This is a genomic window from Bradyrhizobium sp. (assembly GCF_049581145.1).
GTDB lineage: Bacteria > Pseudomonadota > Alphaproteobacteria > Rhizobiales > Xanthobacteraceae > Bradyrhizobium.
On record NZ_JBAURI010001179.1, the window covers coordinates 1 to 1,563 of the forward strand.

Consider the following 1,563-nt stretch of genomic DNA (forward strand, 5'->3'; position numbering starts at 1 on the left):
CCGACGAGCGGATCGTCGGCGGCGAAGAAGGGCGGCGCGAACGCTTCGGCGGTCATATCGAGTCCCTCGGCCTGATAAAGGGCGTGGAAGCGCTCCTTCCACGCCACGCCGTCAGCGTCGAGCGTACCGCCGAAGTCGAAGAGCAGCGTTTCGATCGCCGCTATCATAGAAGCCAATCGCCGGACTTGGCGCAGCCGATCGCGCCGCCAGCCGGTCAGGAGCGACTCGAACGGACCGCAGCCTTTTCGCTTCTTGGCGCGGCCCGCGGAAGATCGAACGGAACGCCGTCGATGAACGCATTGCAGGCGTCGCGCGCGACGCTATCGCGGAACTGGCGCGGCGGGGTCTTCATGTAATAGGCCGACGGCGCTTCGAGCGGTCCGCCGACCTTGCGGTCCAAGGCCAGCTTGGCGCAGCGCAGCGCGTCGATCACTACACCGGCGCTGTTCGAAGAATCTTGCACGGAAAGCCGGAGTTCAAGCTCCAGCGGCGCATCGCCGAAGCCACGACCCTCGAGGCGGATGAAGGCGATCTTATTGTCGTGCTGCCAAGGGATGTAGTCGGACGGGCCGATATGGATGTCCGAGTCGTTCAGTCGCTCGTCAAGTTGCGATTGGACGGATTCGGTCTTGGAAATCTTCTTCGACTTGAGCCGCTTGCGCTCCAGCATGTTGAGGAAATCGGTGTTGCCGGCGGTATTGAGCTGGTAGGTCCGGTCCAGCTTCACGCCACGGTCGGCGAACAGGCGCGCCAGCGAGCGATGCACGATAGTCGCGCCGACCTGGCTCTTGATGTCGTCGCCGACGATCGGCAGGCGTGCGTCGAGGAACTTCTGGGCCCATTCGGGGTCCGAAGCGAGGAAGACGGGCACGCAATTGACCATCGCGACACCCGCTTCGAGGCAGGCTTGCGCATAATGCTTGACGGCCTTGTCGGATCCTACCGGCAGATAGCACAACAGCACCTCAGCGCCCGACTTGCGCAGAGCCTCGGCGATGTCAGTGGGCTCAAGGTCGACGGGGCGAAAGGCGACGTCGTCGTCGTAGTCCGCCATGTGCGGCGCCACGCCATCGAACTGCGGACCCATCTGGACGACGACGTTCGACACTGGCAGCGAGCTTTGGAAAACCCGCGTATTGTTCGGCTTGGCGAAAATCGCCTCCTCCAGCGGCCGGCCGACCTTGCGGCGATCGATATCAAACGCGGAGACGAACTCGACGTCGCTGGCGCGGTAGCCGCCGATTGTCTGGCGCATCACGCCGTCCAGCGCCGTGTTGCGGCGGCTGCGATAATATTCAACGCCCTGCACCAGCGCGCTGGCGCAGTTGCCGACACCGGCGATGGCGACCTTGATGTTCTTTGGCATTTGCTCGGAAATCTCCGCGATTGCCTCGTGATCGGGTCTACCGAAGCGGGCCCCTTACCCACAGGCGTGACGAAAACGCAAAGTATATATGACCGGAGTGCGACAGCAAAGGCGCCTGAAAAGTCGGCGATCAGGCGCATTAATTGGGGGCCTGCGGACCGCGAGTCGTCGTGCTTGACGGCTACAAGGAGCCGGGT

General features: G+C 63.1%; 1 protein-coding gene. It reads right to left on the reverse strand.

Annotated features, from left to right (window positions below; genetic code table 11):
• Positions 1-214 precede the first annotated feature (214 nt).
• The gene (locus tag WCB02_RS37505) at positions 215-1,366 is read right to left on the reverse strand and encodes an inositol-3-phosphate synthase (protein ID WP_423966969.1); all 1,152 of its coding nucleotides are present in this window, start codon (positions 1,364-1,366) and stop codon (positions 215-217) included.
• Between the last annotated feature and the right edge of the window lie 197 nt (positions 1,367-1,563).

Bases quoted from the DNA above. Each gene is read 5' to 3' on its own strand.
- WCB02_RS37505 (WP_423966969.1), bottom strand. From the start codon at position 1,366: ATGCCAAAGAACATCAAGGTCGCCATCGCCGGTGTCGGCAACTGCGCC.